Origin of the sequence: Pseudomonas sp. KnCO4 (assembly GCF_045344305.1) — a bacterium.
Classification (GTDB): domain Bacteria; phylum Pseudomonadota; class Gammaproteobacteria; order Pseudomonadales; family Pseudomonadaceae; genus Aquipseudomonas; species Aquipseudomonas anuradhapurensis.
Genome location: NZ_CP174199.1, coordinates 3,031,128 through 3,056,965 on the forward strand (window position 1 = coordinate 3,031,128; position 25,838 = coordinate 3,056,965).

Annotated in this window: 28 protein-coding genes; 16 read left to right on the plus strand and 12 right to left on the minus strand. The window is 64.6% G+C overall.

Going from position 1 to position 25,838, the window contains the following annotated elements:
* Positions 1-16: 16 nt before the first annotated feature.
* Positions 17-910 carry a DUF2950 domain-containing protein gene (locus ACJA3S_RS14255; protein ID WP_406818965.1) on the minus strand — a complete coding sequence of 298 codons (894 nt, stop codon included), beginning with the start codon at positions 908-910 and terminating at the stop codon, positions 17-19.
* Positions 907-2,370, minus strand: coding sequence for a DUF3300 domain-containing protein (locus ACJA3S_RS14260; RefSeq protein WP_406818966.1), 1,464 nt, complete (start codon positions 2,368-2,370; stop codon positions 907-909). Before ACJA3S_RS14260 ends, ACJA3S_RS14255 begins: the two co-directional genes overlap by 4 nt.
* A 251-nt stretch (positions 2,371-2,621) precedes the next feature.
* Between ACJA3S_RS14260 and ACJA3S_RS14265 the strand changes: the two genes are divergently transcribed.
* Positions 2,622-2,873 carry a hypothetical protein gene (locus ACJA3S_RS14265; protein WP_406818967.1) on the plus strand — a complete coding sequence of 84 codons (252 nt, stop codon included), beginning with the start codon at positions 2,622-2,624 and terminating at the stop codon, positions 2,871-2,873.
* A gap of 81 nt (positions 2,874-2,954) precedes the next feature.
* Positions 2,955-3,674: a TorF family putative porin gene (locus ACJA3S_RS14270; protein ID WP_406818968.1), complete on the plus strand. Its 720-nt coding sequence runs from the start codon at positions 2,955-2,957 to the stop codon at positions 3,672-3,674.
* On the opposite strand, the gene ACJA3S_RS14275 is transcribed toward ACJA3S_RS14270, so the two are convergent.
* Complete coding sequence (locus tag ACJA3S_RS14275; RefSeq protein WP_406818969.1) at positions 3,671-4,543, minus strand: DMT family transporter; 873 nt, start codon at positions 4,541-4,543, stop codon at positions 3,671-3,673. The two genes, ACJA3S_RS14270 and ACJA3S_RS14275, sit on opposite strands and share 4 nt — an antisense overlap.
* A gap of 108 nt (positions 4,544-4,651) precedes the next feature.
* On the minus strand, positions 4,652-5,062 hold the full coding sequence (locus ACJA3S_RS14280; protein WP_406818970.1) for a RidA family protein: 411 nt from the start codon (positions 5,060-5,062) through the stop codon (positions 4,652-4,654).
* Between the two features lie 191 nt (positions 5,063-5,253).
* Here ACJA3S_RS14280 and ACJA3S_RS14285 point away from each other — a divergent pair, with 191 nt between their 5' ends.
* Positions 5,254-5,574 (plus strand): hypothetical protein, encoded by a 321-nt coding sequence (locus tag ACJA3S_RS14285; RefSeq protein ID WP_406818971.1) that lies wholly within the window; start codon positions 5,254-5,256, stop codon positions 5,572-5,574.
* Positions 5,575-5,617: 43 nt separating this feature from the next.
* Here ACJA3S_RS14285 and ACJA3S_RS14290 read toward each other — a convergent pair whose 3' ends face one another.
* A complete protein-coding gene (locus ACJA3S_RS14290; RefSeq protein ID WP_186676653.1) occupies positions 5,618-5,830 on the minus strand; it encodes a PLDc N-terminal domain-containing protein in 213 nt (70 codons plus the stop codon).
* Positions 5,831-5,932: 102 nt separating this feature from the next.
* Positions 5,933-6,403, minus strand: a complete 471-nt coding sequence (locus tag ACJA3S_RS14295; protein WP_406818972.1) for an FAD/FMN-containing dehydrogenase — start codon at positions 6,401-6,403, stop codon at positions 5,933-5,935.
* Between the two features lie 160 nt (positions 6,404-6,563).
* On the opposite strand from ACJA3S_RS14295, the gene ACJA3S_RS14300 reads away from it, so the two are divergent.
* A complete protein-coding gene (locus ACJA3S_RS14300) occupies positions 6,564-7,571 on the plus strand; it encodes a GlxA family transcriptional regulator (RefSeq protein WP_406822256.1) in 1,008 nt (335 codons plus the stop codon).
* 30 nt (positions 7,572-7,601) lie between these two features.
* Here ACJA3S_RS14300 and ACJA3S_RS14305 read toward each other — a convergent pair whose 3' ends face one another.
* Entirely contained in the window at positions 7,602-8,273 is a 672-nt protein-coding gene (locus tag ACJA3S_RS14305; RefSeq protein ID WP_406818973.1) for a TetR/AcrR family transcriptional regulator, read from the minus strand.
* Positions 8,274-8,500: 227 nt separating this feature from the next.
* Between ACJA3S_RS14305 and ACJA3S_RS14310 the strand changes: the two genes are divergently transcribed.
* The 4 genes from ACJA3S_RS14310 to ACJA3S_RS14325 all read left to right on the plus strand — a co-directional run bounded on the left by ACJA3S_RS14310 (position 8,501) and on the right by ACJA3S_RS14325 (position 12,518).
* Entirely contained in the window at positions 8,501-9,481 is a 981-nt protein-coding gene (locus tag ACJA3S_RS14310; protein WP_406818974.1) for an aliphatic sulfonate ABC transporter substrate-binding protein, read from the plus strand.
* A gap of 14 nt (positions 9,482-9,495) precedes the next feature.
* Positions 9,496-10,857: an LLM class flavin-dependent oxidoreductase gene (locus ACJA3S_RS14315; protein ID WP_406818975.1), complete on the plus strand. Its 1,362-nt coding sequence runs from the start codon at positions 9,496-9,498 to the stop codon at positions 10,855-10,857.
* 136 nt (positions 10,858-10,993) lie between these two features.
* Positions 10,994-11,830 (plus strand): bifunctional allantoicase/(S)-ureidoglycine aminohydrolase, encoded by an 837-nt coding sequence (locus ACJA3S_RS14320; protein ID WP_170030190.1) that lies wholly within the window; start codon positions 10,994-10,996, stop codon positions 11,828-11,830.
* 88 nt (positions 11,831-11,918) lie between these two features.
* On the plus strand, positions 11,919-12,518 hold the full coding sequence (locus ACJA3S_RS14325; RefSeq protein WP_406818976.1) for an START domain-containing protein: 600 nt from the start codon (positions 11,919-11,921) through the stop codon (positions 12,516-12,518).
* 69 nt (positions 12,519-12,587) lie between these two features.
* On the opposite strand, the gene ACJA3S_RS14330 is transcribed toward ACJA3S_RS14325, so the two are convergent.
* From ACJA3S_RS14330 to pobA, 4 genes are all read right to left on the minus strand, one after another.
* Positions 12,588-12,818: a hypothetical protein gene (locus tag ACJA3S_RS14330; RefSeq protein ID WP_406818977.1), complete on the minus strand. Its 231-nt coding sequence runs from the start codon at positions 12,816-12,818 to the stop codon at positions 12,588-12,590.
* A 200-nt stretch (positions 12,819-13,018) separates the two neighbouring features.
* The gene (locus tag ACJA3S_RS14335) at positions 13,019-13,900 is read right to left on the minus strand and encodes a LysR substrate-binding domain-containing protein (protein ID WP_406818978.1); all 882 of its coding nucleotides are present in this window, start codon (positions 13,898-13,900) and stop codon (positions 13,019-13,021) included.
* 70 nt (positions 13,901-13,970) lie between these two features.
* Positions 13,971-15,761, minus strand: a complete 1,791-nt coding sequence (ggt, locus tag ACJA3S_RS14340) for a gamma-glutamyltransferase (protein ID WP_406818979.1) — start codon at positions 15,759-15,761, stop codon at positions 13,971-13,973.
* Between the two features lie 104 nt (positions 15,762-15,865).
* Positions 15,866-17,053 carry a 4-hydroxybenzoate 3-monooxygenase gene (gene pobA / locus ACJA3S_RS14345; RefSeq protein ID WP_406818980.1) on the minus strand — a complete coding sequence of 396 codons (1,188 nt, stop codon included), beginning with the start codon at positions 17,051-17,053 and terminating at the stop codon, positions 15,866-15,868.
* A gap of 172 nt (positions 17,054-17,225) precedes the next feature.
* On the opposite strand from pobA, the gene ACJA3S_RS14350 reads away from it, so the two are divergent.
* The 4 genes from ACJA3S_RS14350 to ACJA3S_RS14365 all read left to right on the plus strand — a co-directional run bounded on the left by ACJA3S_RS14350 (position 17,226) and on the right by ACJA3S_RS14365 (position 19,747).
* Positions 17,226-18,104 (plus strand): helix-turn-helix domain-containing protein, encoded by an 879-nt coding sequence (locus ACJA3S_RS14350; protein WP_406818981.1) that lies wholly within the window; start codon positions 17,226-17,228, stop codon positions 18,102-18,104.
* A gap of 101 nt (positions 18,105-18,205) precedes the next feature.
* The gene (locus ACJA3S_RS14355) at positions 18,206-18,604 is read left to right on the plus strand and encodes a MerR family DNA-binding transcriptional regulator (RefSeq protein ID WP_013972930.1); all 399 of its coding nucleotides are present in this window, start codon (positions 18,206-18,208) and stop codon (positions 18,602-18,604) included.
* 18 nt (positions 18,605-18,622) lie between these two features.
* The gene (locus ACJA3S_RS14360; protein WP_406818982.1) at positions 18,623-19,522 is read left to right on the plus strand and encodes a hydroxymethylglutaryl-CoA lyase; all 900 of its coding nucleotides are present in this window, start codon (positions 18,623-18,625) and stop codon (positions 19,520-19,522) included.
* A 21-nt stretch (positions 19,523-19,543) separates the two neighbouring features.
* Complete coding sequence (locus tag ACJA3S_RS14365; protein WP_406818983.1) at positions 19,544-19,747, plus strand: hypothetical protein; 204 nt, start codon at positions 19,544-19,546, stop codon at positions 19,745-19,747.
* A gap of 306 nt (positions 19,748-20,053) precedes the next feature.
* On the opposite strand, the gene ACJA3S_RS14370 is transcribed toward ACJA3S_RS14365, so the two are convergent.
* Positions 20,054-20,572 carry an MgtC/SapB family protein gene (locus tag ACJA3S_RS14370; protein WP_186685687.1) on the minus strand — a complete coding sequence of 173 codons (519 nt, stop codon included), beginning with the start codon at positions 20,570-20,572 and terminating at the stop codon, positions 20,054-20,056.
* A 183-nt stretch (positions 20,573-20,755) separates the two neighbouring features.
* Here ACJA3S_RS14370 and ACJA3S_RS14375 point away from each other — a divergent pair, with 183 nt between their 5' ends.
* The 4 genes from ACJA3S_RS14375 (at position 20,756) to ACJA3S_RS14390 (ending at position 25,835) form a co-directional block, all read left to right on the plus strand.
* Entirely contained in the window at positions 20,756-20,995 is a 240-nt protein-coding gene (locus ACJA3S_RS14375; protein WP_406818984.1) for a DUF3203 family protein, read from the plus strand.
* A 263-nt stretch (positions 20,996-21,258) separates the two neighbouring features.
* Entirely contained in the window at positions 21,259-22,662 is a 1,404-nt protein-coding gene (gene ccoG / locus ACJA3S_RS14380) for a cytochrome c oxidase accessory protein CcoG (RefSeq protein ID WP_406818985.1), read from the plus strand.
* A gap of 50 nt (positions 22,663-22,712) precedes the next feature.
* The gene (gene mapR / locus ACJA3S_RS14385) at positions 22,713-24,122 is read left to right on the plus strand and encodes a GntR family transcriptional regulator MpaR (protein WP_406818986.1); all 1,410 of its coding nucleotides are present in this window, start codon (positions 22,713-22,715) and stop codon (positions 24,120-24,122) included.
* Between the two features lie 57 nt (positions 24,123-24,179).
* Positions 24,180-25,835 (plus strand): ATP-binding protein, encoded by a 1,656-nt coding sequence (locus ACJA3S_RS14390; RefSeq protein ID WP_406818987.1) that lies wholly within the window; start codon positions 24,180-24,182, stop codon positions 25,833-25,835.
* The last annotated feature ends 3 nt before the right edge of the window (positions 25,836-25,838 follow it).

Here is a 25,838-nt window from a genome sequence, read left to right on the forward strand (position 1 = left end):
CACGGGCCCCCCCCCCTCAATCCTCCGCCGGCACCTCCACCACCTTCCAGCTGTCATCCGGGTCGAAGCGCTTCATCTGCCTGGCCAGGTGGTCACCTTGCGGCCCGAGGTCCTTCTCGAACACCTCGCCGTCATGGCTGATCATGAAGCTCATCACCCCGCTATCGTCGTACTTCGCCGGCCAGGCGACCATGGCAAAGCCGCGGCTCATGTGCTTGCCAATCAGGTAGCTGTAGGCACCGCCGGGGGCGGATGGGCCTTGCGCGTCGAGGATGCGGAAGTGGTAGCCATACCACGCGTCGCCGGCCACGTCCTGGCCAAACAGCGGGCCCAGTGGGCTGACTTGCCCGTCGCCGTCCTCATCCCAGTACAACCCGTCATGCTTGCCAGGTTCGCTGAAGATCTTCTGCGCATATTCCAGGGCGCCGTCACCGTTATGGTCCTGGGTGGCGTAATCCATCTGCGCGTCGTGGTAGGCCAATAGTGATTGCATGGCCCCCAGTTCGTTGCGGCCAATACGCCGGGCGCGGATTTCGGCGCTGCCGGCCTTGAGGTCGAAGCGCCAGCCCTGGCTACCTTGAGTAAGCGGGATGGGCAGCGTCCAGTGTTCACTGCCCACCGCGAGGATGGCCTTGCCATCCCCCGACCGGTCGATGCTGTGCTGCGCGCGATACTGCTCCAGGAACGTGTCCACGTCACTGCGTTGCACACCGCCGCGCGGTATGTAGATACGCCAGTCATCGCCCAGCAGCTGGGCCAGACGGGCTTCATCGGGTTTCGCTTCGCCCAGCGCCGCAACGAAGGCGTCCACGGCCTTTTCCGGTGTCGGGAAGGCTTCCTGCGCCGTAACCAGGGTTGACCAGATCATACCGGCCGCGATTACCAGTGCCGCTATCGGTTGACGGTTCATCGACGGCCACCTCCCCCGCGGCGTACAGGCGCACTGGGCCGGGAGATCGTGTGCCCGGCGGCACGCGACGCGCCCGGCCGCTGGGCGAACGACTGGCTGGTGCGACCACGGCTGGCCTGCATGCTGGTGCGCGACGGCGCTCGCACGCCATCGAAGGCATTGTTGCGGGCCCGACCGGCACCGCTGCCGGGCCGCTTCTGCGCGAGTTGCCGCGCCTGGCCTTCACCCTGCCTGCGCGGGGTCACCTGGTTGTTCTGCAGGCGGGCCTGGGTACTGCGGGCGTCCTGACGGCGCTCGGCTGCCCTGGTGTTGTCGTCACGCGTTTGCAGGCGGTTGCCGAGCGTATTGCCCGCTTGCGCCTCGCGCATCTGCTGGCGCGCCTGGCGATTGCTGGTGGCCGGCCGTTCGATGCCGGCCCGGTCCATGGACGCACGGGCCTTGTCGCGGGCCTGGGCGCGCTGGGCGTCATCGCCACGGAAGGCGGTACGCTGGCTGGCACCGTCGAGCTGGCGACCATATTGCTGGCGGCTGCGGGCATCGCGGTACGGCACGCCGTCGCGGTTGGCGGCGTTGTGCTGCCATTTGTTCTGGGTGTTGCTGATGCGGTTGTTGGCATTGATGTTGTTGTAGCGGTCGACGTCGATATCGATGTCGTGGTTGTCCCAGTCGCAGTCCCCCCACAACGAGGCGACGATCGCCACGCCGGTACCAAAGGCCAGGCCGGCAACCAGCGCGGAACCGGGGTAGTACATGGGTGGCGGCGGGTAATACGGTGGCGGCGAAGCCGGGTAGGCCCAACTGCCATAGGCGGTAGTCGGGTTATAACTGGGCACGTACACCACTTGCGGGTCGGCCGGCTCGATGACGATGGTGGTGGGCGGGCTGCTGGCCGCGACCACCTGGGTAGTGCCACCGCTGGCGGCCGGCGCTGGTGCCGGGGCGGCCTGCACGGTCACGTTCTGGTACTGGTTGCTCTGCAGGTTACCCGCCGCCTGGGCCTGGTGACGCAGGCGCTGCACGCCGCCCATGACATCGTCGGGCTGCGCGAGGAAGGCATCGCCCAGCCGCTGCACCCACACCGGGTCCTGGCCCAAGGTGGCCAATACCTGGGGGAAGGCCACCAACGCTTGTACGCTGGGGTCCCAGGGCTGGTTCGCCACCTGCTTGACGGCCGCGTCACCAGAGGCCTTGGGGTTGGCCTTGGACCAACTCACCGCTTCGCTGACCTGCCCAGGGTAGGTGGCGGCCATCAGCACCTGGGCCAGCAAGGCATCGGGGTACAGGGCGATGGGCGCGAGCATCTGGTCCAGTTGTTCCTGGCTGAACACCGGGTCCTTGGCCAGCACCGTCTCGGCTTGCGGTGCCGGGTCCGGGGCGGGCACATCCTCTGCCGACACCGGGCCAGGCATCGCGCTCAGATACAGCAGCACCGACAACACCATTGACAATGGCTTGCGCATCGCTTCTCTCCATGAGGCCGGACCGCGTGGGTTAAGGGTAGCAACGGCCATGCTTTTGGCCAGATGCACAGGCGCAAACTTTTCATGCACCAAGGGTGCAGTGCCGTGGTGGCAGCTTCATCACGCCCTCCCGGTTCTGCAGCACCCATCGATAGTCACTATCGAGAACGGCAATTTCTGCCCAGTGGCCTGGCGGAATACCCTGACTCCATCGACTTGACCTTCCCGACACCGGTCCCTGGAGCTACCCGATGAACACCCTGGCCCGCCTGCTGTTCGCCACCCTTGCCACTGCTGCGATCGTCAGCGCCAGCGGTTGTGCCAACCACCCCGAACTGCGCCCCTACAGCGCCGAAGAAACCCGCCAGCTGCAACTCGAGGCGCTGCAACGGCGTGGCTTGTCGCTGGACGATTACGAGCAACAACGGCGGGTGATCCAGCGTGCCGGCAGCCTGCCTGTGGTGACCGAAGCCGCCGACAGCGACGGTTTGAGCAACGGCTGAACGGGCCCGCCAGAGGTTCCCTCGGTCCTCCCGCACCGGTATGCTTTACCGCTCAAGCACAAGCCTTGCAGGATGGCGACCATGACCAGGCCCCTTCTGTTGCTGGGTGCGGCACTGCTGTTCTGCCCTGTGCTGCTGGCCCAACAGATCAAACGCGAGCTGGGCGAATTCGACTTCACCCTCGGCACCAGCCCCTCACGCAGCATGGCCCAAGGGCTGATCTCGCCCACGGCGATCGGTGCGTTCCACGGTGGTCTCGACTTCAACCACCGCAGTGGCTGGTACCTCGGCCAATACGCCCCAAGCATGGGCGTGTCACCTGATTCCACCCTGCGCCTGGACAGTTACCTCGGTTACAAACAGCGCTTCGACAGCAGCCTGGGCTACGAGGTGGGGTTGATCCAGTATAGCCAGCCAAACATCGCCGGCCCTGACAGTCATGCCCTGTACGCTGGGGTGTCGGTACTGGGCAGCCGTTTCGGTGGCGCGCTGCGCGACAGCCCTGGCCATCGCACCGGCACGCTGTTCGCCGATTTCGGCCAATTGCCGCTGTTCGGCGTCGAGCTCACCGCCAAGCTCGCTCATCACCGCCTGGGCCAGCCCTTCACCGTTGGCGATGGTAGCCAGGTGAACGGCTTTGCCGATTGGTCGCTGGCGCTGTCCCGGCCCTGGCTTGGCATTGACCTGGACCTGATCTACAGCGACTCCAACCTCAGTGGTGGTGCTTGCGATGCGTATTCCGGCAGCAACAGCTATTGCGACAGCATGCTCACGCTGAAGGCGCAGCGCAGGTTCTTCTAGCGTTTTCGCACCAGGGCCAGGGCTATGCCGCCGAGCACAACGACGCACGCCAGCAGCAAGCGCAACGACAACGTTTCACCGATCAGGGCAACCCCACCCAGTGCGGCGATCACCGGTACGCTGAGCTGCAAGGTTGCCGCCTGTTGTGCACTGATCTGCCTGACCACGCTGTACCACACGGCGTAGCCGGCACCTGATGCCAGGACGCCGGAGCCCAGGGCATACAACACGCCCAATGGGGTCACCTGCAGCTCGGCGCCCAGTAACAGCATCGGCGCCAGCAGTACCAGGCACGGCAGGCTGCGGGCGAAATTGCCAGCAGTGTCCGCCAACGGCCTGGGCGAGCCTTTGCCGAGGAGCGAATACACCCCCCAGGACACGCCGGACGCCGCCATCAGCAAGGCACTGGCCAAGGGGGGCGCTGCGCTGCCGGGCAACAGCAGCAGCAAAAGCCCGGCAAAGGCAATCAGCATGCCCAGCAACATCCGCGCGGTGATCCGTTCACCGGTGTACCAGGCGAAACCGAACATGCTGATCTGCACCGCACCGAACAACAGCAACGCACCGGCACCGGCGCCCAGTTGCAGGTACGCGGCAGAAAACAGGAACGCATAGAGGAACAAGGCCAGGCCACCCCGCCAGCTGCCGCCCATGGCCAACACCGGCTTGCGCAGGCGGATCAGGGCCAGCAAAAACAGTGCGCCACTGGCCAGGCGCACCACCGTGAAGGATGCCGGGTCGATGGCGCCGTCCTTCAGCGCCAGGCGACAGAACACCGAGTTGGCAGCAAAGGCCACCAGGCTGAACAGTGCAGGCCACAGCCAGGACCGGGCCTTGCGGTGGTAGAGCGTGGTGGTGCCGGTACTCATGGTGTGGTCACCTCTGAGAAGGAATTGTTGTTATAGCGGCCATGCTGATCTGACCAGCACCGATATACAACAGCCTGTTCCGTTGCCGCCACCAGTGCATCGTCGGCGCTACAGCGCTGCCACCGCCTCGATCTCCACCAGCATGTCGTCCAGCGCCAGCCGCGCTACCGGGATCAACGTACAGGTCGGTTTCAGCTGCGGGCCCCAGGCCTTGTCAGCCTCGGCGACCCACTCACGCAGGCGCGTTTGCGAGTGGTCGACGATCAACAGCGTGAGTTTGAACACCTGGGCCAGGTTGGCGCCTTTCGAACCCAGGGCCAGCTCCAGGTTGGCCAGCGCCTGGCGTGCCTGCTCGGCGAACAGCGGCGACAGCTGCCCGTGGCGGTCTTCCCCGCCCTGGCCGGCGATAAACAGCAGACGGCTGCCGGCACGGACCTCGGCGACGTGGGAATAGGCATTGTCGCCAGGGTCGTACAGGCCTTCGGGATTGCTCAGCTGGAATGCGGTTGAATGGGTCACGGTAAGCCCTCGATCGGTTGCAGGAAGGGCGCAGTATCGGACCTCGAGTTAACTCGAGGTCAAGTGCGATGCGTAGGACCTTTCGCACAAGGCGCAGCCCCCCCGTGAACCACGCGTATGTATGCACGGTGGCGGCTACACGCTAGATTGCATGCCCCGGCACGGAGGCCTGCACGCAACAAGGAAAAACCATGAGCAAACACGACTTTCAACTCGCCTATACCATCAAGCCGCGCGACCCTGAGCGGGATGAGCCGGATGCAGCCCAGGCGCGCCACCACCTGCGTGAAAACCTTGGCCTGGACACCGTCGAGCATATCGAGACCACACTGCTGGGCCTTGTGCAGCTGGCCAGCACAACCGCGGATGATCGGGTCAGGGAAGCGCAGCGCTTGGTCCGTGAGCGGATCCACGCCGAACTGAAGCGCTTGCAGGTCCTGTCGAGCGTCAAGTTCTATGGCAGCCTGATGGTGAGTGGCCTGGGCCCGGCCATTCGCATCGATATCCTGTAGGACGGCAAGGCATCAGGCGCCCCCGCGCCTGATGCCGACCAGCTTATTTTTCCTCCAGCACCGCCCTGCCCTTCACCGCCCGTGGCCCACGCCAGGCCCAGAACAGCAGGCCGGGGAATGGCGCGTAGACCACGAAGACAATCCACAGCATCTTGCGTTCGGCGCGCCGGTCACTGCCGATGATGTGCCAGATGGCCCAGATTTCCAGCACGATCACCAGAATGGCGACGATGAACCAGATCGTTCCGATTTCCATGAGCATCCTCCCAATGGCATGTACTGCTTTGGGTTGCGGAGGACGCCCGGGGTTCAGATTGATTTGTCTGGCTTTCCGGCTTCAAGGCTGCACAGGCCGGCCTCAGTGCCGTGGTGCATTCTCCAGCGCCGCCTTCAACGCTGGCGCATCGGCAAACGCCTGCTGGCTCACCAGCTTGCCCTGTTCCAGTTGCAGCCACTGCACCTGGCCATCCTGCCCGGGATAACGGCTGGCTACCCGCCCATCGCGGTCAAGCAGCACGCGGTAGTGGTAGTCGCGCATGGCAGGAATGGCGAACAGCTTGCTGATCAGCGCCGGCATGCGCTGGATATCGGCGACGAATACTGCATCACGCGCTTCCAGGTAGCCCTTGGGCTGTTCGGCCAAGGCCGCCTTGACCAGCTTGGCACCGTCCATGTCGCGCGCCACCAGCAGGATATGCGTGCCGGCATCGAGGCTGTAGGCCTGGTCGTGTTGGTCGAGCAACGTCCACGGTGCGAGCTTCTCACCCGGTTGCAGGGCATTGGCCAAGAGCGGCATCAGGCAAAGCAACACGGCAGCGGCGTATTTCATCAAGGCATCCTCAGTGACGGGAGCATCAGCATAACGGTAACCGACCCAGCCAGACAGCTTGCCTGAACACGACCTCGAATATGCCAGCGCCACCCACGAGATTGTCTTTCCCACGGCCACCCGCCACACTCTCCAGGCCAGCCCGGAAGCGGAGTCCAGAGTGCCCACGCCACGCCAGTTCAGCAAGAAGACCAGTACCAGCAACATGCTGCGGCTGAAGTCCAACAGCACCAGTGCCCAGGCCCCTTACCGGGTCGATTTCGTATTGCTCGAACACTTCTCGATGGCCAGCTTCACCGTGGCCATGGACGTGCTGGTCACGGCCAACCTGCTGCGTGCCGACAGTTTCCGCTTCACCCCGCTGTCACTGGACGGCGACCGTGTGCTCAGCGACCTGGGGCTGGAGCTGGTGGCCAGCGAAATGTCTGCCGAGGCGCTGAAGGAACTTGACCTGCTGATTATCTGCGGCGGCTTGCGCACGCCGCTGAAATACCCCGAGCTGGACCGCCTGCTGGGTGACTGTGCAGCTCACGGCATGGCCTTGGGCGGCCTGTGGAACGGTGCCTGGTTCCTTGGCCGCGCCGGGGTGCTGGACGATTATGGGTGCAGCATCCACCCCGAACAACGCGCCAGCCTGTGTGAACGCAGCCCGCAAACCCGCATCACCCCGGCCAGCTTCACCCTCGATCGCGACCGGCTCAGTGCCGCCAGCCCCAATGGCGCCATGGAGCTGATGCTGGGCCTGGTGCGCCGGCTGTATGGCGACGGCCTGGCCGAAGGCGTGGAAGAGATCCTGTCGTTCTCCGGCGCGCGCTACCGCCAGGTTGGCCCGGGGGCGAAGAAATCCATGAGCCTGCACCTGCGCACCATCGTCGAGCTGATGGAGAACAACCTCGAGGAAACCCTCAGCCTCGACCAGCTGGCCGCCTACAGTGGGCGCTCGCGCCGGCAGATCGACCGCCTGTTCCAGGCCCAGCTGGGTACCTCGCCACGGCGCTACTACATGGAGTTGCGCATCACCAAGAGCCGCCGCCTGCTGCAGTACTCCGACCTGTCGGTGATGGAGGTGGCAGTGGCCTGCGGTTTCGTCTCGGTATCACACTTCAGCAAGTGCTATGCGGCGTACTTCGGCTACCCGCCATCGCGTGAGCAGCGACTGGGCGAATGACGGCCCGCCCAGGTATTCAGAAAATACCGGTCAGGCGCGGATATAGCGCAGCACTGCATCGCAGATCATGGCTTTGTGGCGCTGCTTGACCTCGTCAGCGGAGAGGTCGATCTGGAAGATCTCGCCAAAGGTATGGCGGTTCGATACCCGGTAGAAGCAGAACGAACTCATCAGCATGTGCAGGTCGATGACCTCGATGCCGGCGCGGAACACCCCTTCCTCGACACCCCGGCGCAGGGTATTGCCGAGGGCCTCGAGCACCAGGCTGCTCATTTCGCGGATCGCCGGCGACTGCTTCACGTACTCGCCATAGTGGATGTTCTCGGTACAGATGATCCGCACGAAATCGACGTTGCGGTCGTGGTGATCGAAGGTGAACTCCACCAGCCGGCGGATCGCCTGCTCGGCCGGCAGCGACTCCAGGTCCAGGCTTTGCTCGGTCTTGCGGATATCCCCGTACAACTTGACCAGGCATTCGCAGTACAGCTGCTCCTTGCTGCCGAAGTAGTAGTAGATCATGCGCTTGGAGGTGGCGGTGCGCTCGGCGATGGCGTCAACACGGGCACCGGCCAGCCCTTGCTGGACGAACTCGTGGATGGCGGCCTGAAGGATGTCCTCACGCGTTTTCTCGGGGTTGTTCTTGCGCGTCTTGCGCCCCCCTTCGATTTCAGGCTGGCCGAGGCTGACTACGGAATCACTCATACCCACTCACAGGCTGCTTATTGGATTGAGCGGATTATCCGTGAGCGCGGCGACGCAGGGAAGCACGCTGTTGGTGGAGCGCCCCTGGCGTGCATCGATCGACATAAAACAAAACGATATAGAAATGCCTAAATGATCTAATCAAATGGAATATAAAAATTGAAAGCCAAACGCCACCTCCTTAGTCTGGTTGCATCCTTTCCCAACCGATCCAAGGAGCCACGCCCATGCCTGCCCGTGCTTTCTCCCCCCTGCGCCGCCTGTTGCTCGGCGGCTTGCTGGCCAGTGTCGTCAGCACCCTGTTGCCCTGGTCGCAAGCCCTGGCCGACGACACCAGGACCCTGCGCATCGGCTACCAGAAGTTCAACAGCATCAACATCCTCAAGGGCAGCGGCGCCCTGGAGAAGGCCCTGGCACCGCAAGGCGTGACCGTCAGCTGGCATGAGTTCGCCGCCGGCCCGCAACTGCTCGAAGCGCTGAGCACCGGCGCCATCGACCTTGGCCATGCCGCCGACGCCCCCTCGGTATTCGCCCAGGCCGCAGGCAAGCCGGTGGTGTACCTGGCTGCCGAGCAGCCCTACCCACGTGGCATCGGCCTGGTGGTGCGCGAGCAGGATCACCTGGCCAGTGTCCAGGACCTCAAGGGCAAGCGCGTCGCCACGGGGCGCGGCTGGAATGCCCAGTACCTGCTGGCAGTTGCCCTGGAGCAGGCCGGCCTCAGCTACCGTGACATCACCCCGGCCTACGTCAACAACGCCGCCGATGCCGTGGCCGCCCTGCAATCAGGCAGCGTCCAGGCCGTGACCCTGTGGGACCCGTTCCTGGCTGCGGCAGAAAGCCAGCCAGGCCTGAAAAACCTGCGCGACGGCAGCGGCCTGTCCAACAACCGCACCTTCTACCTGTCCACCGCCAGCTTCGCCGACCAGCACCGCGACCTGCTGAAAACCTTCTTCAGCGAACTGGGCAAGGTCAGCCAGTGGGCCAATGCCAAGCCTGGCGAAGTCGCCGCGCTGCTGGCCCCCCAACTGGGGATCAGCGCCGACGTGCTGCAAGTGGCCAGTGAGCGCCGCAACTACAACGCCGTGGCGATCACCCCGCAGATCGTCGCCGAGCAGCAGAAGCTGGCCGATACCTTCCAGGGCCTGGGCCTGATTCCGCGCAAGCTGCAGGTGGCCGATGCGGTCTACCCGGCTTCCGTGTTGCCTTGAACGGAGCCCCCAGCATGCCGCGCCCGATCCGCTTCAATGCCTTCAGCATGAACGCCGCCAGCCACCAGTCGCCCGGCCTGTGGCGTCACCCGCGCAACACCAGTGTGGCGTTCAACCGCCTGGACTACTGGACCGACCTGGCCCGCCTGCTCGAACGCGGCCTGTTCGACGCCCTGTTCATCGCCGATGTGCTGGGCATCTACGACGTGTACCAGGGCGGCCCCGAAGCCGCCCTGCGCGGCGGCGTACAGGTACCGGTCAACGACCCACTGCTGCTGGTGCCGGCCATGGCCGGGGTTACCGAACACCTGGGCTTTGGCGTCACCTTCTCGCTCACCTACGAACACCCCTACCCGTTCGCCCGACGCATGTCCACGCTCGACCACCTGAGCAATGGCCGGGTCGGCTGGAACATCGTCACCGGCTACCTCGACAGCGCCGCAAGAAACCTGGGCCTGGCGCAGCAGCTGGGCCATGACCAGCGCTACGACCTGGCGGAGGAATACCTGCAGGTGCTGTACAAACTCTGGGAAAAGAGCTGGGACGACGACGCCGTGTTGCTGGAGCGTGACAGCGGGCGCTATATCGAGCCCTCCCGGGTGCGCCCTATCAAGCATGCCGGCGAGCATTTCCAGGTGCCCGGCATGCACCTGTGCCAGCCGTCGCCCCAACGCACGCCGGTGCTGTTCCAGGCCGGCGCCTCGGCACGCGGCCAGCAGTTCGCGGCACGGCACGCCGAATGCGTGTTCATCAGCGGGCCGACCCCCACGGTGCTGCGCCGCTACGCCGACGGCATCCGCCAGGCCAGCGAGGCCGCCGGGCGCGAGCGTGACGCAGTCCTGATCTACGCCCAGGCATTGGTAATTGTCGCGCCCTCCCGGGAACAAGCCGAAGCACGCTTCGCCGAGTACCGCCGTTATGTAGACCTGGACGCCGCCTTGGCGCTGCTGTCGGGCTGGACCGGCATCGACTTCGCCGGCCTCGATCCCGATGCGCCGATCGAATATGTCGAGAACGATGCCGGCCGTGCAGCCCTCGCCGCCTTCACCGCGGCCGACCCGAACCGCCGCTGGACCGTACGCGAGGCCGCCGAATTCGTCGGCCTGGGTGGCCGGGGCCCGGTGCTGGTCGGCGCCGTCGGCGAAGTCGCCGACCAGTTGGAAAGCTGGTTGGAGGAGACTGGCATCGATGGTTTCAACCTGACCTACGCCGTGCAACCGGACGACCTCGCCCAAGTGGTCGAGCTACTGGTACCCGAGCTGCAACGGCGTGGCCGCTACCCGCTGAGCTATGCCGAGGGCAGCTTGCGGCACAAGCTGTTCGGCCAAGGTGACCGGTTGCCGGCAGCGCACCCAGGCCGTCAGGTTCGCATTTAGCTGGCAAATACCGGGTATTCCAACATTTAATTTGTGGATGGCACGCACTCGCCCCTATTCTGTCGCCACATCCCCTGCGCCGCACCGGCCGGTGCGGTTCACGGCATGGGGAGAGAACAACAAGTCGAGATCGTCCATGTCGAACCATTCCTACTTCGCCCCCCACGGTGGGCACCCGGCTCAGACCGAGCTGCTGACTGACCGTGCCATGTTCACCGAAGCCTATGCGGTCATCCCCAAGGGCGTGATGCGTGACATCGTCACCAGCCACCTGCCGTTCTGGGACAAGATGCGCATGTGGGTCATCGCCCGCCCATTGACCGGTTTTGCCGAGACCTTCTCGCAGTACATCGTCGAAGTCGCCCCGGAAGGCGGCAGCGAGCGCCCTGAGCTGGACCCGAACGCCGAAGCCGTGGTGTTCATCGTCGAAGGCGAACTGGACATCACCGTCGAAGGCAAGCACCACACCCTGGTACCGGGCGGCTACGCCTTCCTGGCACCCGGCGCCGAGTGGAGCCTGCGCAACAACAGCAAGGCCAACGTCACCTTCCACTGGCTGCGCAAGCACTACCAGAAGGTCGAGGGCCTGGACGTTCCAGAATCCTTCGTCACCCACCGTGACAACGCCACCGTCATCGAAATGCCAGGCACCGAAGGCCGCTGGGTCACCACCCGCTTCGTCGACATGGCCGACATGCGCCACGACATGCACGTGAACATCGTCACCTTCCAGCCCGGCGGCGTGATCCCGTTCGCCGAAACCCACGTGATGGAACACGGCCTGTACGTGCTGGAAGGCAAGGCGGTATACCGCCTGAACCAGGACTGGGTCGAAGTGGAAGCCGGCGACTTCATGTGGCTGCGCGCGTTCTGCCCGCAAGCCTGCTACGCCGGTGGCCCAGGCAAGTTCAGCTACCTGCTGTACAAGGATGTGAACCGCCACGTGCACCTGACGCTGAACCCCAAGCGCTAAGCTCCGGCTGATGCCCACAAGCCCGCCAATCTGGCGGGCTTTGTGTTTGCCGCGCATACTGGAACCCCGTCCCTGCGCGGTACCTGTCATGAACCGCTGCCTGCTGCTCGCCGCCCTGCTGCTCTGCGCCCGCGCCCTGGCCGCCGATGGCTGGAACCTGGCCTACGACCGCGAAGGCATTCGCGTGTACCTGAGTGGCGTTGCCGGTTCGCCATACCAGCAGTTCCGTGGTGTCAGTACCATGCAAGCCAGCCTGCGCACGCTCACCGACCTGCAGGAAAACCTGCGGGTCGCCTGCAAATGGCTGTATGCCTGCGCCCAGATGCGCCTGCTGGAAGTGAACGGTGCCGATACCTGGGTGTACCTGACCACCGACCTGCCATGGCCGACAATGCCACGCGACATCGTGCTCAAGGTGACCACCGAGCGGCTTGACGACGGTACCTTGGTGCGCCACCTCAGCGCCGAGCCGGGCCGTTTGCCCGAAGAGCCCGGGCTGATCCGCGTGCAGCACTTGTCGGGCGAATGGATCATGAAGCCGCTCGGCGAGCGCAAGACCGAGGTGATCTACCAGTTGCAAGCCGACCCGGCAGGGGATGTGCCGGGTTGGCTGGCCAATCGGTTCGTGGTGGATGCGCCGGTGGTAACCCTCAGAACCCTGAGGGCGGTAGCCGAGCGCCAGCCTTGAGGGCCGCTGCGCGGTAGTCAGGGGCCCAGGCGAATGCTCGCCGGAGGGCCCCGTCAAAAAGCCCGGGTTTCAGTCAAAATCGAAGGGCGGGTTGCAATGGCCGGCCTCGGTCAGGTAGGTACCTTCAGGGCAGGGTGTACTGGGCACGCTCCGGACAGTCCTACGACGAGCTTCAGGCTGCTCGGTAGCCGCTGCAGTCGCTTCGCTGACAGCAGTATCCGCCTCTTCAGGCTCGTTGCCATGGGCTACTTGAACCAGGCCTGCGGCGGCCAGCAGGGTTATGAATGCAATCTTTTTCATAGGGTCTCCGGAATGAGATCAAAGGGGTTGCGCAGCAGATCCTATGTTCTGCCCAGCCTGGATGGCTTTAGCCAGACTCCCCGCGAATCATTCAGAAACCCGCTCCTGCCGTGTGGGAACGATCGAGGCTGCAGCCATCGTTGCAGGGGAAATACACCGCATTCGACACGTCGCCGAACCCGTTAGCGCAATTGCAGCGCTCAGATGCCGCCGCCCGCCAGCAATTGCGTTATCACCTCGGCCAGGGCCTTGACCATGGCATCCGCCGTCGGCCGGTGGACGATGACGATTTCATAGCTGTCGACCTCCGGCAGGCCCTGGCCTGCGCCCAGCACCCGGTGCTCGCCGGTAGCGGCCCGCGGTGGCAGCAGGCTGATGCCCATGCCATCGGCCACTGCGGCCTGGATGCCACTGAGGCTGGAGCTGGTGAAGCTGATGCGCCAGCGGCGGCCGATGCCCTCGATGGCGTTGATCATATCGTCGCGGTACAGGCCCCGGGGCGGGAAGGTCACCAGCGGGATCGGGTCCAGCTCGAAGGCCGGCGTGCGCGCGCTGTCGATCCATTGCAGGCGCTCCGGCCAGCAAGCCACGCCCTCGCGGGCGTTGCGCCGCTGCTTGAGCAGCACCAGGTCGAGTTCACCGTTGTCGTAGGCCTGGCTGAGGTCGCGGCACAGGCCGCTGGTCACCTCCAGCTTTACCTGCGGGTTGCGCCTGCTGAATGCCGACAGCGCGTTGGTGGTGCGCCCGCCGACGAAGTCCTCGGGCACCCCCAGGCGTACGCTCACCCCCACCATCGCCCCGGCCAGGGCTTCGAGCATCTGGTCGTTCAGGGCCAGCATGTGCCGGGCATAGCCGAGCAAGGTCTGCCCGGCGTCGGTCGGCAATACATCGCGATTGCCCCGCACCAGCAGGCGATGGCCAACCATGTCTTCGAGGCGCCGTACTTTCTGGCTGATGGTCGATTGGGTCGAATGCAGGCGGGCCGCAGCCGTGGTGAAACTGCCACAATCGGCCACCACCACGATGGCACGCAGCAGGTCGAGGTCGAACAGCGCCCTATTCGATTTCACGCCAGTAGACATCCTGGTATTCAACTTTTTAATGGCAAGGCTGTTTTCTATCACGCCCCTCCCTGCACCGCAACGCACACCACTAGTCGCCCAGTGCCACGCCTTCGCGTCGCGGGTCGGCACCGCCCGACCAGCCATCGCCGCTGCGCTGGATGATCTGCATGCCACTGGTCATGGTCATCGGCGTCAGCGCATGCCCCCAGGCCGCCAGCTGGCGGATCAGCGCCGGGCTGGCCAGCCCCGCCTCCACTTCGGTGGCGGCATTGCGGCTACCAAAGTTGGGCAAGCCGGCGGCCTGCTGCGGATCAAGCTGCCAATCCAGCAGGCCGACCAGCGCCTTGTTGACGTAACCGATGATCTGCGAGCCACCGGGCGAGCCGAGGCTGGCCACCAGTTCGCCAGAGGCCCGCGAGAACACCAGGGTCGGCGCCATGGACGACAGCGGCCGCTTGCCCGGTTGCACCCGGTTGGCCACAGGCTTGCCCTGCTCTTGCGCAATGAACGAGAAGTCGGTCAGGTGATTGTTGAGCAGAAAACCCTTGACCATCAGGTGCGCGCCGAACGCCGCTTCCACTGAGGTGGTCATGGCCAGCGCCTGGCCGTGGTCATCCACCGCACTGAGGTGCGAGGTGGAAATGCGCAGTGGCGAGCGGTCGGGGGCCATCGCCAGGTCGGCGCCCTGCGGCTGGCCAGGGCGGGCGCGCTTCATGCTGTATTGGCCGACTTGTGCGGCGCGGGCGGCCAGGTAGGCGGGGTCGGTCAAGGCCTTGACCGGGACCGGTACATAATCGCTGTCGGCCAGGTACTGGGCACGGTCGGCATAGGCCAGGCGCTCGGCCTCGGCAACCAGGTGCACGGCCAACGGCGGCGCCTCCAGCCCGGCCGCGGATGACGTGCGCAACGGCCGCATGGCGGCAAGGTCGCGTGACGGCGAAGCCCGCTGCAACGCTTCGAGAATGCCCAGGGTCTGCAGCACCGCCACCCCGCCCGACGACGGCGGTGGCATGCCGCAGATGCGCCAGGCCTTGTACGGGCCGCAGACCGGCTCGCGCACCTTGGCCTGGTACTGCTGCAGGTCCTGCAACGACAGGTAGCCGCGGTTGGCATGGCTGCGCACCCTGGCCACCATGGCTTCGGCGATTGCGCCGGTGTAGAACGCCTCGGCGCCATGCGCGGCAATCTGCTCGAAAGTGTGCGCCAATTCGGGGTTGCGCAAGGTCGTGCCGACCGCCAGCGGCTTGCCGTGCTCATCCAGGAAGTAGCGGGCCATGGCCGCTGACCGAGCAATGAACGGGTCGCTCGCCACCAGGGCATGAAGGCGTTCGGAAACCGGGAAACCGTTGCGCGCCAACCTGATCGCCGGGGTGAACAGCTCACGCCAAGGCAACTTGCCGTGTTGCGCATGGGCCAGTTGCAATGCCCGCAAGACCCCGGGCACCCCCACCGAACGCCCGCCGATCTGCGCGGCCCGGAACGGCATCGGTGAGCCGTCGGCCTGCAGGAACAGATTTTCCGACACTTCTGCCGGGGCCGTCTCGCGGCCATCGTAGGCCTGCACGCGCTGGCCGTCCCAGTACAGGATGAACGCCCCGCCACCAATACCACTGGATTGCGGCTCGACCAGGGTCAGCACCATCTGCATGGCGATGGCCGCGTCGATCGCGCTGCCGCCGGCACGCAGCATGGCTCGCCCGGCCTCGCTGGCCAGTGGGTTGGCGGCAGCCACCATGTGCCGGCTGGCGTGCACCGGCTGCAGGCCAGTGCGGAAGCCAGAGGCCAGTTCGGGTGGCGCGGGCAGTACCGGGTCGGCACAGGCCCAGCCACTGGTAGCCAGCAGGCACAGGGTGCCCACCAGGGACTTGGGGAATGTCATCGTTTGCTTCCTGCCATTACCTGTTCAGCACGGCACTGTGGGCATAGGCAAACTTGACTGCAAGCCCTGGCGTTTTTTTGGCCTGCTGGCAATGGGCGCGGGCTTCAGGCAACTTCCTCGAATGGCAGGCCCACATAGTTCTCGGCAATATTCGCCAACCCCGCCGGCGATGTCAGGAAGTACTCGCGGTCGGCCTCCTGCATCTTCTGGTCCCAGGCGTCCTGGTGGCTGCCGAAGTCATGCAGCAGCTGGGTCATGAACCAGCTGAAGCGCTCACCCTTCCACACCCGGCGCAGGGCCAGCGGCGAATATTGCTGCAGCAGGTCGGTGCGCCCCTCGCGATACACCTTGAGCAGGATGCGGTACAGGTAGTTGACGTCCGAGGCCGCCAGGTTCAGGCCCTTGGCCCCGGTCGGCGGGACGATGTGCGCGGCGTCACCGACCAGGAACAGGCGACCGTACTGCATCGGCTCGACCACCAGGCTGCGCAGCGGCGCGATGCTCTTCTCCAGGGCCGGGCCCGTCACCAGGCGCGCCGCCACGTCTTCGGGCAGCCGCGCTTTGAGCTCGTTCCAGAAGCGCTCGTCGGACCACGCCTCCACCTGCTCGTCCAGCGGCACTTGCAGGTAATAGCGGCTGCGGGTCGGCGAGCGCTGGCTGCACAGCACGAACCCGCGTGCGTGGTGCGCGTAGATCAGCTCGTGATTGACTGGCGGGGTATCGGCCAGCAGGCCCAGCCAGCCGAACGGGTAGACCCGCTCGTAGTGCTTCAGCACTCCGTCGGGAATGCTTTGCCGCGAGACGCCGTGGAAGCCGTCACAGCCGGCGATGTAGTCGCAGTCCAGCCGATGGACCTGGCCGTCCTTCTCGTACGTCAGGTAGGGCCGCTCGCCCTTGAGCTCATGCGGCTGGACATTGCTCGCCGCGTAGATGATCGGCGCCCCACTGGCCTCACGTGCCTGCATCAGGTCACGGGTGACTTCAGTCTGGCCGTACACCATCACCGTCTTGCCACCGGTCAGGGCCTTGAGATCCAGGCGCTGGCGGCGCCCGCCGACCAGCAGCTCGACGCCTTCATGGACCAGGCCTTCGCGGTCCATGCGCGCGGCTACGCCGGCTTCGCGCAGCAGATCGACCGTACCTTGTTCCAGCACGCCGGCACGGATGCGGCCCAGCACGTACGCCGGGGTCTGGCGTTCGACGATCAGCGTATCGATCCCGGCATTGTGCAGCAGCTGGCCCAGCAGCAGGCCAGACGGGCCTGCACCAATAATTGCAACCTGAGTGTTCATTGTTGTTGTCTCTGTGCGGACGATGCCGGCCCGGGACTGGCAGCGGAGCGGCACCTGCTGTTAGGGTTTGCCTGTGCATTTTTACGGGCAAAAACTGCCACTGAAGTGTGCTATTCCATGCAAAAACTGCACTTTTACAAATAACGTTCGATTAACGGACAGGCGCTCCCGCATGAAATCTCCGCTCCCCGGTGTCCCGTTGTTCAAGCTGTACGGAGAAAACCAGGCCTGGCCCGGCACCGACCTGCTGCACTGCGAGTCGATCCCGGCGCGTAGCCGCCTGCACCACTGGGAAATCAAGCCGCACCAGCATGCCGAGCTGTTCCAGCTGCTGTACGTGCAGCGCGGCCGGGCCGAGGTGGAAATCGAAGGGCTACGCAGTACCATCGGCGAAGCGGCGATCCAGGTGGTGCCGCCGCTGACCGTGCATGGCTTTCGCTTCAGTGCCGACATCCAGGGGCATGTGCTGACCTTCGGTACGGCGCTGCTGGCGAACCTGGAACAGCGCCTGGAGGCACCGCTGGCGGTGCTGGCGAAAGCGGCGTGTTACCCGCTGGGCCAGGACCGTGTACGCCTGCGCAGCCTGATCGACACCCTGCAGCAGGAATACCAGGGCAACGCACCGGCACGCGCGGCGCTGCTCGAGGCCCTGGTGACGGCGCTGATGGTGTGGATCAGCCGTCGCCAGCAGTCGGGGCAGGCACCGCGCAACCGGGACGAGCGGGACCGGCACGTGCTCGGGCAGTATCTGCGCCTGGTCGAGGCGCATTATCGCGAGCACCTGTCGGTGGAGGATTTTGCCGCCCGGCTGAACATTCCCAGCCTGCAACTGAACCAGCTGTGCCGGGCGCTGAGCGGGCAAACGGCGCTGCAGGTGGTGCACCAGCGGCTGCTGCTGGAGGCACGGCGCAATCTGGCCTACACGCGGATGAGTATCGGCCAGCTGTCGGATAGCCTGGGGTTCACCGACCCGACCTACTTTGCCCGCTGGTTCAAGCGCTTGAGTGGGCAGACGCCCAATGGCTATCGGCGGGCAGTGCAGCTGGGCTGATTGGCTATCGCCGGTACCGGCGATAAACACACTCAGCCTCTGCTTGACGTTTACGTCAACCTGCGGTCAGGATACCGCCATACACCACGCCGAGCCCCAGCATGAGCACCCAGACCTACAGCATTTCCGACCTGTCCCGCGAGCTGGACATCACCACCCGCGCCATCCGCTTCTATGAAGAACAGGGCCTGCTGAGCCCTGAACGCCGTGGCCTGGAACGTATCTATTCGGCGCGCGACAAGGTCAGCCTGAAGCTCATCCTGCGCGGCAAGCGCATCGGCTTTTCGCTGGCCGAATGCCGTGAGCTGATCGAGCTGTACGACCCGTCCAGCGGCAACCTCAAGCAGCTCAACAGCATGCTGGCGAAAATCGCCGAGCGCCGCGCCCAGCTGGAACAGCAGATGCTCGACATCCACCAGATGCAACTGGAACTGGATACCGCCCAGGAGCGCTGCGAACAGGCCCTGGCCGCCACCCTGAACAACAAAGACAACCGCTGAAGCCACAGGAAACCCGCCATGTCCCTGCCCAAACACGTCCGCCTGGTCGAAGTCGGCCCTCGCGACGGCCTGCAGAACGAAGCCCAGCCCATCAGCGTCGCCGACAAGGTACGCCTGGTGGATGACCTTACCGAGGCGGGCCTGGCCTACATCGAAGTGGGCAGTTTCGTCTCGCCCAAATGGGTGCCGCAAATGGCCGGTTCCGCAGAAGTGTTCGCTGGTATCCAGCAACGCCCGGGTGTCACCTATGCCGCGCTGGCGCCCAACCTGCGCGGTTTCGAAGATGCCCTGGCTGCCGGGGTAAAGGAAGTGGCGGTATTCGCCGCGGCTTCGGAAGCCTTCTCCCAGCGCAACATCAATTGCTCGATCAGCGACAGCCTCAAGCGCTTCGAGCCGATCATGGAAGCCGCCCGTGAGCACGGCGTGCGTGTGCGGGGCTATGTCTCCTGCGTACTTGGCTGTCCCTATGAAGGCAAGGTCGACGCCGGCCAGGTTGCGCCAGTGGCTCGCGCCCTGTACGACATGGGCTGCTACGAGGTCTCGCTGGGCGACACCATCGGCACCGGCACCGCAGGTGATACCCGACGCCTGTTCGACACAGTGTCGGCACAAGTACCGCGCGAGCGGTTGGCCGGGCACTTCCACGACACCTATGGCCAGGCCTTGGCCAATGTGTATGCCAGCCTGCTCGAAGGCATCAGCGTGTTCGACAGCTCGGTCGCCGGGCTGGGCGGTTGCCCTTACGCCAAGGGCGCGACTGGCAACGTCGCCAGCGAAGATGTGGTGTACCTGCTGCAGGGGCTGGGCATCGACACCGGCATCGACCTGCAGCGGCTGATCGCTGCCGGCCAGCGCATCAGCGCTGTGCTGGGCCGCGACAATGGGTCGCGGGTCGCACGCGCGTGCAGCGCACGATAGTCATACGGGTGTCACATCGATGTGGGTGAAGTGTTACCGCCGCCACGTTTCACAGCAAAAAATCGGGTAACAGGGAAACAAATCGGCAAAATCTCAGGCCAGGCGATGCCGGTGAAAATCCTTAACCGCCTGTTTTTAAAGGGATTTAAAAAGTTGGCACGCACCCTGCTATATCTCTGGCACAACAACAAAAAAAACGTGACACCCAATAAAAACAACAGGTAACGGCTCTGACATAACAAGAACAATACGGCAGAGGCGTAGCAAGCAGATTTTTTTGGAGTCGACACGCTTTTCAGGGGTACGCCCCGCGGTCTGGCACAGAACAATAAAACTACCTCAAGGTAGCGGCAGCCAGGTTCGGATCAGCCATGATGAAAGCAGGTCAGCGCTCAAAAAAATACGTTTGCTCTTGACCCCGCATGGGGGTCGCCCGCAACACCCGGACAGGCTGACAAAAACAACAACAGGCCGGTCCCAATAATAAAAATAGAGCAGGCAACAACGCTTTGAGGGGAGCTTCGGCTCCCCTCAGTGCTTCCTGCCCTCTTCCTCTTCCTGCTTTTTCTCATCCTGCCCTTCAAGCTTCTCTACCAGCAACGGCATCGTGCCCAGCACCAGCAGGGCCAGCACCGTGCTGATCAGTGCCGTGGCTTCGCGGCCCATGCCGGCGGCCGTGCCGATGGCGGCAGTCATCCATAACCCGGCGGCCGTCGTCAGGCCTTTGACATGGCTGGGGTCCTGGCCGTTACCTTTCAGGATGGTACCTGCACCGAGAAAGCCGATACCGGCGACGATACCCTGGATCACCCTGCTCAAGGCGTCTTCCTCGGCACCGGCCATGCTCGGTGCCAGCACGAACAGTGCCGCTCCCAGCGACACCAGCATATGCGTGCGCACGCCAGCCGACTTGCCCTTGTGTTCACGCTCGAAGCCCAGCACCGCACCGAGCAAGGCGGCCATCAGCAGGCGCACGAGTATCTGCGTGACTTCGCGGGCGTCGGTGATATCGGCGAATTCGGCCTGGATTGCTTGCCAGATGAGGTCCATCGCGGTCGTTCCCATGCCTGAGCTTGGTGTTACCAGGCCCGCGGGTTCATCTGCGAAGAGGCCGGGCCTGGCATCTGCAACGATTGACCAGCATAGCCAGGGCAAAGTGCCGCTGAACCTGCCGATGCAGCAACCGGCCCGATTCGGTGGTCCACTTTTTAACTGCTGCAGGAGGACCACCCCATGCCCGTTGAAATCGACCCAACCACCCGCCGCTGCACCCTCATCGGCGAGGATCTGCGCATCGAAGGCGAAGGCCCGGCCATCGAGATCATCACCGATGAACAGCTGCGCATGTCGGTAGCCCTGCTCGCCGGCCAGCGCGTGCCGATCACCGAGGCCGAGGCCGATGCGCTGACTGTAGCGGGTGCGGTGGATAGCCGCAGGCATCTGAAGGCCAGCGCGCCAGGCTCGGTCATCTAGGCTCTGTACGAAAAGTCTTGAGACGCAGGTCAGGCAAGGCGAAAACAGCCGAGGAAGCGGAGTGTACTGGAGTACATGAGCATTCCGAGGCTGTTTTCAACGCAGCATGAACAAGTATCAAGGCTTTTCGTGCAGGGCCTAGGGCCTGGCGGGGCAAGCCAGGCAATCTGATACGGTTTTTATCGTAAAATCTGAGCCTGTGCTGATAACAGGCTCAGGGCCATAGTGTTCACGCCTGATCGAGGCCTGATGAGCACCGCGCCATGACCGATAGAATCCTTTGCACAGAGATCGCCACTGCCCCAGCCAGCCCCCAGTCACCACGCACCGACACCGGCATCCATACCCGCAGCTTCTCCGGGCGGTACCGCAACCTGCGCATCGGCTTCGCCGGCGCCCTGTTCCTGCTGTTTTTCGGCACGGCCTGGCTGGACTGGGACGGTCGCCAGGCCGTGCTGTGGGACCTGGGCAACAGCAAGTTCCACATCTTTGCCGCCACCTTCTGGCCGCAGGACTTCATCCTGTTGTCGGCGCTGCTGATCATCTGTGCCTTCGGCCTGTTCGCCATCACGGTGTACGCTGGCCGCGTGTGGTGCGGCTACAGCTGCCCGCAAAGCACCTGGACCTGGTTGTTCATGTGGTGCGAAAAGGTCACCGAGGGTGACCGCAACCAGCGCATCAAGCTGGCCGCCGCCCCCTGGAGCCTGAACAAACTGGGCCGCCGCGCGCTGAAGCACAGCCTGTGGTTGGCCATCGGCCTGCTCACCGGCCTGACCTTCGTCGGCTATTTCACCCCGATCCGCCCACTGGCCGCAGAGCTGTTCACCTTGCAACTGGGCGGTGTGGCGCTGTTCTGGGTACTGTTCTTCACCGCCGCCACCTACCTCAATGCCGGCCTGCTGCGCGAAGCGGTGTGCCTGCACATGTGCCCCTATGCCCGCTTCCAGAGCGTGATGTTCGACAAGGACACCCTGGCAGTCGCCTATGACCCGCGGCGTGGCGAGGCCCGTGGCGCGCGCAAGAAAGGCAGCGATGCCCGCGCGCAGGGCCTGGGTGATTGCATCGACTGCACCTTGTGCGTGCAGGTATGCCCCACCGGCATCGATATCCGTGACGGCTTGCAGATGGCCTGCATCGGTTGTGCCGCCTGCATCGACGCCTGTGACGCAGTCATGGACAAGATGGGTTACGCCCGCGGCCTGATCGGCTACAAGTCCGAACACAGCCTGCAAGGTGGCACCACCCATTGGTGGCGCCCGCGCCTGCTGGGCTATGCCGCCGCCCTGGGGGTGATGATCACGGCGCTGGTGCTGGCCTTGCACCTGCGGCCAATGGTATCGCTGGATGTGATCAAGGACCGCAGCCTGTTCCGCGAGAATGCCCTCGGCCAGATCGAGAACATCTATCTGCTCAAGGTCATCAACAAGACCGCCCGCCCGCAGCACTACACGTTGCGCCTGCTCGATGCCGACGGCTTGCGCTTGCAGGGCAAGACCGCATTCACCCTCGCGGCCGGCGAAATGAGCGAACTGCCGGTGTCGGTGGCGCTGTTGGCCGAGCGCCCGGCCAGCAGCGCGCAGACGCTGAGCTTCGAAATCAGCGAGCGCGACGATCCGGCCATCCGCAGTGTGGCCCGTAGCCGCTTCGTCGCACCGCTGAACCGTTGATCCCGTACACTGACCCCACCTTGCCTGCCAGGCTTCGACAGAAGGCCAGAATGAAACGCTACGAACGCTTTGCCGATGACATTGCCGAACTGATTCGCTCCGGGGTGCTAGGCCCCGGCCAGCGCGTGCCCTCGGTGCGCTATGCCAGCCAGACCCATGGGGTCAGCCCGTCCACCGTGTTCCAGGCCTACTACCTGCTGGAGCGCCGTGGCCTGATCCGCGCGCGGCCGCGTTCAGGTTACTTCGTCAACGCCTATACCCCTCGCCAGTTCAGCGAGCCGCAGGCCTTGCAGCCGGTCAGCGAGTCCACCAATGTCGACGTCAGCGCACTGGTGTTCTCGATCCTCGACTCGATCAAGGACCCCAACACCGTGCCGTTCGGTTCGGCCTTCCCCAGCCCCGAGCTGTTCCCGCTGCAACGCCTGTCGCGTTCGCTGGCCAGCGCCGGCCGCAGCATGGACCCGCGCATGGTGGTCACCGACCTGTCGCCCGGCAACCCGCAGCTGCGCCGGCAGATCGCCTTGCGCTACATGGTCGGCGGGCTGATGTTGCCGATGGAAGAGTTGCTGATCACCAACGGCGCGCTGGAAGCACTGAACCTGTGCCTGCAGGCGGTCACCCAGCCCGGCGACCTGGTGGCCATCGAGGCACCGACGTTCTATGCCTGCCTGCAGGTGCTGGAGCGGCTCAAGCTCAAGGCCGTGGAAATACCCGTGCATCCGCGCGAAGGCATGGACCTCGGCGTGCTGGCGCAGACCTTGGAAAAACACCCGGTCAAAGCCGTGTGGTGCATGACCAATTTCCAGAACCCGGTGGGCGCCAGCATGCCGGAAGCGAAAAAACAGGCACTGGTGGAGCTGCTGACGCGCCATCAGGTACCGTTGATCGAAGACGATGTGTATGCCGAGCTGTACTACGCCCAGCAGGCCCCCAAACCGGCCAAGGCTTTCGATACCCAGGGCCTGGTGATGCATTGTGGTTCGTTTGCCAAGAGCCTGGCACCTGGCTACCGTATCGGTTGGGTCGCCGCCGGGCGCTTTGCGCAAAAGATCGAGCGCCTGAAGCTGATGACCTCGCTGTGTGCATCGATGCCGGCCCAGGCAGCCATTGCCGACTACCTGCAGCACGGCGGCTACGACCGCCACCTGCGCAAGCTGCGCTACGCCCTGGAAGGTCAGCAGGCCAACATGCTGGCGGCCATCGCGCGGCATTTCCCGGCGCAGACGCGGGTCAGCCAGCCCTCCGGCGGTTACTTCCTGTGGCTGGAGCTGCCCGAACAGATGGATGCGCTGAAGCTGTTCCACATGGCCCTGGCCCAAGGCATCAGCATCGCTCCAGGGCCGATCTTCTCGCCCACCCGGCGTTTCGGCAACTGCATCCGCCTGAACTACGGCAGCCCCTGGCATGACGACGCCGAACGCGCCATGGAGACCCTGGGGCGGATCATTCGCTCGTTCTGATGGCTGATGACCCGGTAGGCGACTATAGTTGCCCGATCCGTTCACCGGGACTTCGCCATGCAACCCGATCCGCTCCCGTCGTTGGCGCAGCTGCAGGCGCGTGTCGCCGAACTGGAGGCACGCCTGGCCGAGCGTGACGACGGCGCCCTGGCCCACAACCGCTTGCTGGGCGAATTGCTCGACAACAGCCGGGCCAACGTGTTTGCCGCCGACCGCAAGTTGCGCCTGGTGGCGATCAACCGGACGGCCCGGGAAACCTTCGAACGGTATCGTGGCTTTGTGCCGCAGATTGGCGACTACGTGCCGCAGTTTCTGCTCGACCAACCCGACCTCATGGGCCGCCTGGCACCGGTGTGGCCACGCGTGCTGGCCGGTGAAGCGTTCATCGATACCATTACCGTCGGGCCGTCTGAGGCCCCGCGCCATTACGAAATCCGCTACCACCCGTGGCGCGATGCCGAGCAGCGGATCCTGGGCGGCTACATGTTCGCTTATGACATCACCGAGCGCATGGCCAACCAGCAGCGCCTGCGCCAGGCCGAGGAAGCACTGCGCCAGGCGCAGAAAATGGAAGCCGTCGGCCAGTTGACCGGGGGCATCGCACACGACTTCAACAACCTGCTGGGCAGCTTGCTGGGCTCGCTGGAACTCGCCGAGCAACGCCTGGGCCAGCAGCGCCTCGCTGACACCGCGCGGATGCTCGAACTCAGCCGCAACAACGTATTGCGCGCCACTGCCTTGGTGCAGCACCTGCTGGCTTTTTCACGCCAGCAGACCCTCGTGCCGCAAGCCGTCGATGTGCACCAGCTGGTTGCCGACATGCACGACCTGATCCGCAGCTCGACCGGCCCGCACATCGCGTTTCAGGACCAGACGCTGGCCGGACAATGGCCGATCCGTATCGACCCGCAGCAGCTGGAAAGCGTCTTGCTCAACCTGTGCATCAACGCCCGTGACGCCATGCCAAGCGGCGGTAACCTGAGCATCAGCTGTGCAAACGTCGATCTCGCAGTGGCCGAGGCCAAGCGCCTGGACCTGCCGCCAGGCCACTACCTGCACATTGCTGTCGAGGACAACGGCCTGGGCATGCCCAGTGCGGTACTGCAGCGCGCCCTCGAACCGTTCTTCACCACCAAGCCACTGGGCCAGGGGACCGGCCTGGGCTTGGCGATGGCCTATGGCTTTGCTCGCCAGTCCGGTGGGCAGTTATTGATCGACAGCATCGCCGGGCGGGGCACCTGCGTTCATCTGTACTTTCCCCGGTACCAAGGCCCGGGTGTTGCGGACAGCGCGCTGGCTGGCGCAGCCCATGGCGAACCCGCAGGCCCACGCGGGCAGCGCATCCTGCTGGTAGAGGACCAGCCGGCGCTGCGCCTGGTGCTGGTCGAAGTGCTGACCGAGCTGGGCCACGAGGTGCAGGCCCTGGAAGATGGCCGTCAGGCCGTCGAGGCGCTGCGCCAGAACCCACCGCCGGACTTGCTGGTCGCGGATATCGGCCTGCCCGGAGGAACCGACGGCTACCAGCTGGCAGAGATTTATCAGAAACTTGTCAAAGACGCCCCGGTATTGCTGATTACCGGTTACGAAATGACCGATGCGCTACCCGAGGCCGGGCTTGGCCAGCGCACCGCCCTGTTGGCCAAGCCGTTCACCCTGCAAACCCTTGGCGAACGGATCGGCCAGCTGCTGGGCACCCACCCGCAGCCGCGCTGACCG

What these genes read in the sequence shown, in the direction of transcription:
- ACJA3S_RS14295 (WP_406818972.1), bottom strand. Translation starts at nt 6,403, where the DNA reads ATGAAATACGCCGCTGCCGTGTTGCTTTGCCTGATGCCGCTCTTGGCC.
- ccoG (WP_406818985.1), top strand. Translation starts at nt 21,259, where the DNA reads ATGACCGATAGAATCCTTTGCACAGAGATCGCCACTGCCCCAGCCAGC.
- ACJA3S_RS14330 (WP_406818977.1), bottom strand. Translation starts at nt 12,818, where the DNA reads ATGAAAAAGATTGCATTCATAACCCTGCTGGCCGCCGCAGGCCTGGTT.
- ACJA3S_RS14355 (WP_013972930.1), top strand. Translation starts at nt 18,206, where the DNA reads ATGAGCACCCAGACCTACAGCATTTCCGACCTGTCCCGCGAGCTGGAC.
- ACJA3S_RS14260 (WP_406818966.1), bottom strand. Translation starts at nt 2,370, where the DNA reads ATGCGCAAGCCATTGTCAATGGTGTTGTCGGTGCTGCTGTATCTGAGC.
- ACJA3S_RS14315 (WP_406818975.1), top strand. Translation starts at nt 9,496, where the DNA reads ATGCCGCGCCCGATCCGCTTCAATGCCTTCAGCATGAACGCCGCCAGC.
- ggt (WP_406818979.1), bottom strand. Translation starts at nt 15,761, where the DNA reads ATGACATTCCCCAAGTCCCTGGTGGGCACCCTGTGCCTGCTGGCTACC.
- mapR (WP_406818986.1), top strand. Translation starts at nt 22,713, where the DNA reads ATGAAACGCTACGAACGCTTTGCCGATGACATTGCCGAACTGATTCGC.
- ACJA3S_RS14325 (WP_406818976.1), top strand. Translation starts at nt 11,919, where the DNA reads ATGAACCGCTGCCTGCTGCTCGCCGCCCTGCTGCTCTGCGCCCGCGCC.
- ACJA3S_RS14290 (WP_186676653.1), bottom strand. Translation starts at nt 5,830, where the DNA reads ATGGAAATCGGAACGATCTGGTTCATCGTCGCCATTCTGGTGATCGTG.
- ACJA3S_RS14320 (WP_170030190.1), top strand. Translation starts at nt 10,994, where the DNA reads ATGTCGAACCATTCCTACTTCGCCCCCCACGGTGGGCACCCGGCTCAG.
- ACJA3S_RS14350 (WP_406818981.1), top strand. Translation starts at nt 17,226, where the DNA reads ATGAAATCTCCGCTCCCCGGTGTCCCGTTGTTCAAGCTGTACGGAGAA.
- ACJA3S_RS14310 (WP_406818974.1), top strand. Translation starts at nt 8,501, where the DNA reads ATGCCTGCCCGTGCTTTCTCCCCCCTGCGCCGCCTGTTGCTCGGCGGC.
- ACJA3S_RS14335 (WP_406818978.1), bottom strand. Translation starts at nt 13,900, where the DNA reads ATGTCTACTGGCGTGAAATCGAATAGGGCGCTGTTCGACCTCGACCTG.
- pobA (WP_406818980.1), bottom strand. Translation starts at nt 17,053, where the DNA reads ATGAACACTCAGGTTGCAATTATTGGTGCAGGCCCGTCTGGCCTGCTG.
- ACJA3S_RS14360 (WP_406818982.1), top strand. Translation starts at nt 18,623, where the DNA reads ATGTCCCTGCCCAAACACGTCCGCCTGGTCGAAGTCGGCCCTCGCGAC.
- ACJA3S_RS14255 (WP_406818965.1), bottom strand. Translation starts at nt 910, where the DNA reads ATGAACCGTCAACCGATAGCGGCACTGGTAATCGCGGCCGGTATGATC.
- ACJA3S_RS14275 (WP_406818969.1), bottom strand. Translation starts at nt 4,543, where the DNA reads ATGAGTACCGGCACCACCACGCTCTACCACCGCAAGGCCCGGTCCTGG.
- ACJA3S_RS14375 (WP_406818984.1), top strand. Translation starts at nt 20,756, where the DNA reads ATGCCCGTTGAAATCGACCCAACCACCCGCCGCTGCACCCTCATCGGC.
- ACJA3S_RS14285 (WP_406818971.1), top strand. Translation starts at nt 5,254, where the DNA reads ATGAGCAAACACGACTTTCAACTCGCCTATACCATCAAGCCGCGCGAC.
- ACJA3S_RS14265 (WP_406818967.1), top strand. Translation starts at nt 2,622, where the DNA reads ATGAACACCCTGGCCCGCCTGCTGTTCGCCACCCTTGCCACTGCTGCG.
- ACJA3S_RS14370 (WP_186685687.1), bottom strand. Translation starts at nt 20,572, where the DNA reads ATGGACCTCATCTGGCAAGCAATCCAGGCCGAATTCGCCGATATCACC.
- ACJA3S_RS14390 (WP_406818987.1), top strand. Translation starts at nt 24,180, where the DNA reads ATGCAACCCGATCCGCTCCCGTCGTTGGCGCAGCTGCAGGCGCGTGTC.
- ACJA3S_RS14270 (WP_406818968.1), top strand. Translation starts at nt 2,955, where the DNA reads ATGACCAGGCCCCTTCTGTTGCTGGGTGCGGCACTGCTGTTCTGCCCT.
- ACJA3S_RS14305 (WP_406818973.1), bottom strand. Translation starts at nt 8,273, where the DNA reads ATGAGTGATTCCGTAGTCAGCCTCGGCCAGCCTGAAATCGAAGGGGGG.